General features: G+C 65.0%; 6 protein-coding genes. 3 read left to right on the top strand and 3 right to left on the bottom strand.

The genetic code is table 11. From position 1 onward, the window contains the following. The 3 genes from ACW6W5_RS17280 to ACW6W5_RS17270 all read left to right on the top strand — a co-directional run. Nucleotides 1–1,899: hypothetical protein (locus tag ACW6W5_RS17280; protein ID WP_458233669.1), on the top strand; the 1,899-nt coding region annotated here is incomplete at its 5' end. Between the two features lie 20 nt (nt 1,900–1,919). Next, nucleotides 1,920–3,530, top strand: coding sequence for a ShlB/FhaC/HecB family hemolysin secretion/activation protein (locus ACW6W5_RS17275; protein WP_152154407.1), 1,611 nt, complete (start codon nt 1,920–1,922; stop codon nt 3,528–3,530). A gap of 122 nt (nt 3,531–3,652) precedes the next feature. Next, nucleotides 3,653–3,964, top strand: a complete 312-nt coding sequence (locus ACW6W5_RS17270) for a DUF3817 domain-containing protein (RefSeq protein ID WP_428999437.1) — start codon at nt 3,653–3,655, stop codon at nt 3,962–3,964. Between the two features lie 711 nt (nt 3,965–4,675). Here the strand turns inward: ACW6W5_RS17270 and ACW6W5_RS17265 are convergent. From ACW6W5_RS17265 to ACW6W5_RS17255, 3 genes are read right to left on the bottom strand one after another with little or no spacing between them, the layout of a single operon-like run. Next, nucleotides 4,676–4,999, bottom strand: coding sequence for a thioredoxin family protein (locus tag ACW6W5_RS17265; RefSeq protein WP_121036938.1), 324 nt, complete (start codon nt 4,997–4,999; stop codon nt 4,676–4,678). After that, nucleotides 4,993–5,457 carry a flavodoxin gene (locus ACW6W5_RS17260; RefSeq protein ID WP_152154405.1) on the bottom strand — a complete coding sequence of 155 codons (465 nt, stop codon included), beginning with the start codon at nt 5,455–5,457 and terminating at the stop codon, nt 4,993–4,995. Before ACW6W5_RS17260 ends, ACW6W5_RS17265 begins: the two co-directional genes overlap by 7 nt. Nucleotides 5,458–5,469: 12 nt before the next feature. Then, a complete protein-coding gene (locus ACW6W5_RS17255; RefSeq protein WP_088434232.1) occupies nt 5,470–6,510 on the bottom strand; it encodes a ribonucleotide-diphosphate reductase subunit beta in 1,041 nt (346 codons plus the stop codon). Nucleotides 6,511–6,631 lie beyond the last annotated feature (121 nt).

The following is a 6,631-nucleotide window of genomic DNA, read 5'->3' as shown; positions in this document are numbered from 1 at the left end:
CTGGATGTGCAGCAGCTGCGCAGCGGGGCCGATCTGGCCGCCACGGCAGGTGGGCTGCTCGCAGTGGGCGATCTGGTGGCCGATGGCGATGCGCGCCTTGAAGGCGATGCGGATGTACGCCTGGCCCAGGCGGTGGTCGGGCAGTCGCTGGACGTTGCGGCGGCCGGCACGCTGGATATGCGTACCGCCACGGTCGGCGGCGATGCGCAGCTTCGCAGCGGCGGCGCGCTGGGCATTGGCGAACTGCAGGCGCAGGGCGCCATGAGCGCGGCTAGCGGTGCCACGCTGGTAGCGCAGACGCTGTCCTCCGGGGCGGCGATGCAGCTGGAGGCGGCCGGTGCGCTGCAGATCCAGCAGCTGACCAGCAACGGCGACCTCGCCGCGAACGCTGGAGGTCTGCTGGCCATCGACGATGCCGCCGTGGGGGGGCAGGCAAGTGTGGATGGCGGCACGGATGTGCAGCTTGGCAATGCAACGGTCGCGCAGTCACTGGTGATCAACGCTGCGGGTCACGTCGATGTCGGTAACGCACGCATCGGCGGCAATGCCCAGGTGGGCAGCGGTGGCGACACCCACGTCCAGCGTTTCGATGGCCGCGGCGATCTGGTGGCGAATGCTGACGGCGCCATCACCCTCGGCAGCGCGGCGGTCGACGGCTCGATGACGCTGCGCGCCGGCCAGTCCATCGATGTGGGCACGGCCGTGATCGGTGTGGATGGTGACTGGCTCGCAGGCACCAACCTTTCCGCCGATGAGGTGACCGTGGGCTGTAACTTCCGTGGCGATGCCGGTGTCGCACTGGTCATCGGCACGCTCAACGTGGGCTGCAATCTTGGACTGACGTCCACCGAGGCGCTGCGGTTCGATGCGTTGCAGGCGGCTGGCGGCATCGCACTGGCATCGCGCGGCTCGGATGTCCTGGGCCGGCAGGTGGACGCGGGGAGGGCACTGCAGGTGCTGGCTGCGGGCGATATCCGGATCGAAGCGGCCAGCACCGGCAGCGACCTGGTGGCCACCAGCGGCGGCACCCAGCAATGGGGTGTGTACCAGGCCGGCGGCGATGCAGCGCTGCAGGCGGGTCGGGATATCCATTTCGGTGACGGTCGCAGCGGTGGCGCACAGTCGATCCTTGCGGGTGGCAGCATTGGCTTCGAGCGGGCCAGCGCAGGCACCACGGCCTACATGGACGCCCAGGCAGGTTCGCTGGCCGGTGGGCAGTTGCAGGCGGCGTCTGCACAGCTGGCCGCACGTGACACCTTGTCGTTGGCACAGGCGATGGTCGATACCCGTCTGAACCTGGCCGCCGATGAGCTGCAGGCGCAGGTAAGTCAGTCCGATGCTGGCCCAGGCCTGCTGACGACCACGCTGACCGGCTACCGCAACGGTGTCGCCCGCCGGATCGTGGTGGACGTGCAGCCGCGTGATGCCTGGCTGATCGATGCGCTGCGGGCAATGGAGGCAGAGCTGACGTCCTCCTCGGCGAAGGTCGCCATCGCCGATGGCCATGTCGAACGCACCATGACCCTGACCACCCCGGCGCTGCACGTGCTGATGGACAACACCAGCCCGGCGCAGCGCCCGGCGGACGCACAGCTGCTGCAGTTGAACCGCCGCTTCCACCTGGCGACCGATGGCCGCCTGCTGGATACCGACGCCTATGTGCTGCGGTTCAACGATGGGGTCGGGGTGAGCAGCCCGAACTACAACCGCGACCACCTCGAGGCCGGGCCGGCCTACCTGGGCGAAAGCGCGGTGCGCTACCTGGGCCGCATGCTCAATCTCCGCTCGCCGGAGATGGCGGTACCCGCCCGTGCGCCCGCGGAAGGTGATGAAGCAAACGCCCGCGATGTGGTGGCTCCGGCCCCGGGCGGCGCGGTCAACCTAGGGGCGCCCAACTGATGAACGACGGAAAACACACCATGTACCGAGGGATGTTCCTGATCGGCAGCGCGCTGCTGCCCTGTCTTGCACATGCGCAGAACAGTAGTGGCACCGCGGGGAAGGACACCGCACAGCGCATTGACGGCTACTACGAGCAGCGCCAGCCGCTGCAGCCGGAGCGCCCGGTGGTGGACCCAGTGCAGCCGGCGCCTCCGCCGGCCGGGCAACGCGGGCTGGCCGATGTCCGTGGCAGCTTCGTGCTCAACGAGGTGCGTTTCAGTCCATCGGCGCTGCTGCCGAAGGCCACGCTCGATGCGATCGCCGCCCGCTACCAGGGGCGCGAGGTCCACTTGGCCGAGCTGGAGACACTGGTGGCCGACGTCAATGCAGCTTACGAGGCAGCCGGGATCAGTACGGCACGCGCGCTTCTGCGCGAGCAGTCGATCAACGAAGGGCGCGTTGACGTCACCCTGCTGGAAGGCACGCTGGGTACGCTGGAGGTGACCGGGGAGGGCAAGGTGCCGGTGCGCTTTGTGGAGCGGCGGGTGCGGCAGCCGGTAGGGGAGGTGGTGCGCAGCGATCGCCTGCGCGATGAGCTGATCTACCTCAACCGCACCACCGATCTGCAGGTGCGTGCACTGATGCGGCCCGGCCAGGCCGCCGGCCAGACCGATATCGTGCTGCTGGCGGAGGTGCCGGACCGAAGCAACTGGGGCGTATTCGTCGATAATTCCGGCGTAGAGACCACCGGCCGCGAGCGCTACGGTGCGCATGGCCAGTTCTGGGGTCTGGCGGGGATCAGTGACCTGCTGGCCGGCTCGGTGGCGTGGTCGCGCGGTGGCCTGGAAGGGCGCATCGGCTACTCCGGTATCGTCAACACGCGCAACGGCCGTGTCGGCGCCAGCGTGTCGCGCAGCCAGATCAACATCATCGACGGTGCCTACCGCGCCCTGGACATCACTGGCGAGTCGACCAGCTATGGTCTGGATTTCACCCAGCCGTGGGTGGCCACGCCGAACTGGCTGCTGTCCACCATCGCCAACGTCTCGCGCAGCAACTCCGTGTCCGATATCGGTGATGTGCGGGTGTCGGAGGTCGATTCGACCACGGTGACCCTGGGTGTCAGCACCGGCTATCGCAATGACGGCTACGACTGGACGTTCTATCAGGGCGTGTCGCGCATCCGCACCGATGAGACGCTGGCCGAAGGGCGTGCCTTCACGACCGCCAACGGATCCACCAGCTGGACCCAGCGCATCGGCAGCAGCGGCCTGCTGTACCGGGCACAGCTGGGTTGGCAGTTCAGCAACGGCGACTTCCTGCCCTCAAGCAACCTGTTCCAGGTGGGCGGCATCGGCAGCGTGCGTGGCTATGTTCGCGGCACCCTTTCCGGGGTGAAAGGCTACTTCGGCAGCGTCGAACTGCACCGGCCCTATCGGCAGGCGCACGATGTCTACGTGTTCTTCGATCATGGCGAGGTACGTGGCGACTACCCCACCTCGGCCAGCATCAGCAGCGTCGGCGTCGGCCTGAATGGACAGCTCGCCAAGCGCTACAGCTACAGCCTTGACCTGGGCCACCCACTGGACAAAGTGCTGCAGGACGATGACAGCCTGCGCGCCGACTTCCGCATCAGTGCACGCTGGTGATCGGCAGGGCCGGCGCTGCATGCTGAGAATGATTCGCATCAAAACCGTTCGCTGGCTATGATGCGGGTCCTTTCCGTTACGACCCCGAGCCCATCTTGAAGCGTGCCTTGCCAATCAGCCCCATGGGCCGCGTGTTCGCCACGGTCGCTTTCGTTGAAGCCCTGACCTGGGCCGGCCTGTTGATCGGCATGTACTTCAAGTACCAGGCAGCCGATCCGACCCCGGTCGGGGTCAAGATCTTCGGCCCGGTGCACGGTGTGGCCTTCATGGTCTACGTGGTGGTGTCGGTGCTCGCCGCGATCCGCCTGCGTTGGCCGTGGTGGGCCGCGCTGCTGGCATTGGCTGCTGCGGTGCCGCCGCTGGTGACGCTGCCGTTGGAGTGGTGGTTCAAGCGTCGTGGGCTCTTGTTGGCGCCGATTACACGGAATGGCTGACGACAGCATCGGGCCTCTATGTTCGCTGGCCATATGAAGTAAAGAATGGAGTGCTGTCTGCAATTGCAGATAGCGCTTCAATTGAAGTGATGTGTCCCGGTCGCGGGTTTATTATCGGAGTGGTTTGGACGTAGAGCTTGCCGATGAGCTAGGGAGTTCGATTGCGATTCAATATTGATAGGCACCCGAAGTAGTCGCAGACCAAGGTTGGCCTGCGACGATTCCACGTGGCGATCTCCCCCTACCTCAGAATGTCTGTAGCTAGTTCCGAGTGGTCTCTGCAAGCTTGCATGCAGTTCGCATACTCCTCCCTACACTTTACCGGCTCCTCCCCTATCCTCAGGCAGGCCTTGTAACCATAGTCGCATTGCTTTTCACAGAACGGAGGTGCGCCTTCCGCCACGTATGCTGTGAATACGGCGACCCCCGAGATGATAGCTGCGGACAATAATCTGACCATCTGCATGATATCTCTCCGTCATGGGCCTGATCATTCAGGCACGCTGATAGTGGATGCAGAGCATTTCGATTTTTGCAACGCAACGCCCAATGTGAGTTTGGATCGAAAGATCTAATCGACTCAGTGCGTTTAAGAGGCTGCAATCCGTATATGCCGATAGGCCCAGTTTGTCACGGCGACGTGGCGCACTGGCGAGGCGCCAGCCAGCGGCAGTCGCGCCGCATTAGCGAGTCCAAACGTGCACATATGCGTCATCCAGCGCCCAGCACGCCAAGAATCTGCTTCGGCGACTGGAATCCCGCCAGCCGCGCGGTTTCGTGACCGTCGCGGACCACCAGCAACGTGGGGGTCTGGCGCAACCCGAGCTCGCGGAACAATCCCTCTCCAACCGTCTCGAGTCTGACCTTCAGCAGGGTCATGCCAGCGTCTTCAATCGCGCCAGCGACACTGGCCAACGACATCTCCAGCATCCGGCACCCCGGGCAGTCGTCCTTGTGGAAGTCCACCAGCAGGGCAGGGTGCTCGCGCAGGGCGGCGTGGTAATCCTCGGGGGTCTGGGCGTGCAGGGTCAGCATGTCGTCGTGCTCGTGGTATGGGCCAACACGGTGTCGGTCCAGTGGTGGATGGTGTGGGTGTCTTCGGCGCCGTGCGGCATCTGCTCGATCTCCAGCACCGGGTACGGGGCGCCGAAGAACCGCGCCAGCCGGTGGGCGGCGCCGCAGTAGTACTCCTCGCCCCATTGGGTCTCGCCGGTACCGAATACCGCCACCGGGAACGGCAGTGGCAGCCCGAAGCGATCACGCAGCGCGGCCACGCAGTCCTTCATCTCCGCCGGGGTACGCCCGGCGTTGTCCGTCCAGGAACCGACCAGGCACAGGGCAGGCGGCTCTCCCGCCAGCGCCACGGCCGCGTCAACGGCATCCACGTCGACCCAGTCCACCCGGTGCCCCAGTGCCTCGCAGCGCGCCCGGATCAACGTGGCCACCTCGCGGGTGTTGCCGCTCAGCGAGGCGAAGGCCAGCAGGATGTGCATCGCCATGCCTCCTTACAGGTCGTCAAACCCGTTGTCCGCGTTGGTCTTCTTGTAACTGGCGTTGCGCATTTCGAAGAAGTCGGTCTTGGTCTCGGTGAAGTTGTCGGCGTAGGCCTTGATCCACGGCATCACGTTGACATTGGTCTCGCTGTACAGCTTCTCGATGCCCAGCATGCCGGCCATCTTGTTGGCGCGGTACTTCACGTAGCGGATCATCTCGTCCACGTCGATGCCGTCGATGCCGTCCAGCACCTCGCCGGTCCAGCGCGTTTCCAGCTGGATGGCGTGCTCGAAGGCCTCATGCACGTAGGCGGTCAGCTGCTCGCCCTGCAGCGCCGGATTCTCGCCGATGATGGCGCGGATCAGTTCGCTGATGAACTTGGTGTGGGCCAGCTCGTCGCGGTTGATGAAGCTGATGATCTTGCCGGTACCGGTCATGCGGTTCTGGCGGACCAGGTTGTAGAAGAACGCGAAGCCGGAGTAGAAGTTGATGCCTTCCAGGATCGAGGACTGGATCAATGCGCGGATCAGCGTCTCGGCGGTCTTCTCGCGCATGAAGTCATCGTAGGACTGCATGATCGGCGCGTTGCGGGCCAGGATGGTCGGGTGGGTACGGGCGATCTCGAACACGCGGTTCTGGTCGGCCAGCCCGGCGATCGAAGCGAGTACGTAGCTGTAGCTCTCGTTGTGGATCACTTCCTGCTGGCCGATGATCGCCGCATTGGCATGCGCGGCGGGATCGGTGATGTACTCGGCGACGTTGTAGATGAAGCGCGTCTGCGGCGAGTCCAACGTGGCGAGCAGGCCGATGATCGAGTCGTAGGCGTTCTTCTCGCGGGCATTGAGCTCGCCGTACTGGCGCGCGTCGCCCTTCATGTCGACTTCGTCGGGAATCCAGAAGTTGGTCGAAAGCTCCTTGTACGCGCGGTAGAAGGACGGGTAGGGAATGTCGTTCCAGTTGAGGATGCCGCTGGTGCGCCCGTTGATGATGCCGGTGGAGCGGTTGGGGTGGCGCGGTTCGAGGATCTTGATGCGTTCGAGGGGGATGGCCATGGGGGTGCGTCCTAGTTTCTCTGCGGGCAATACGAGTTGCCGGCCAGCGGCCGGCATTACCGGGGCATGTGTGGGGTTGCCGGCCAGCGGCCGGCACTACCGGTCAGTGCGCTGACGACCA

The sequence above is a fragment of the Stenotrophomonas sp. IS26 genome, from assembly GCF_054188265.1.
This window is presented reverse-complemented; position numbering and strand designations above follow the sequence as displayed.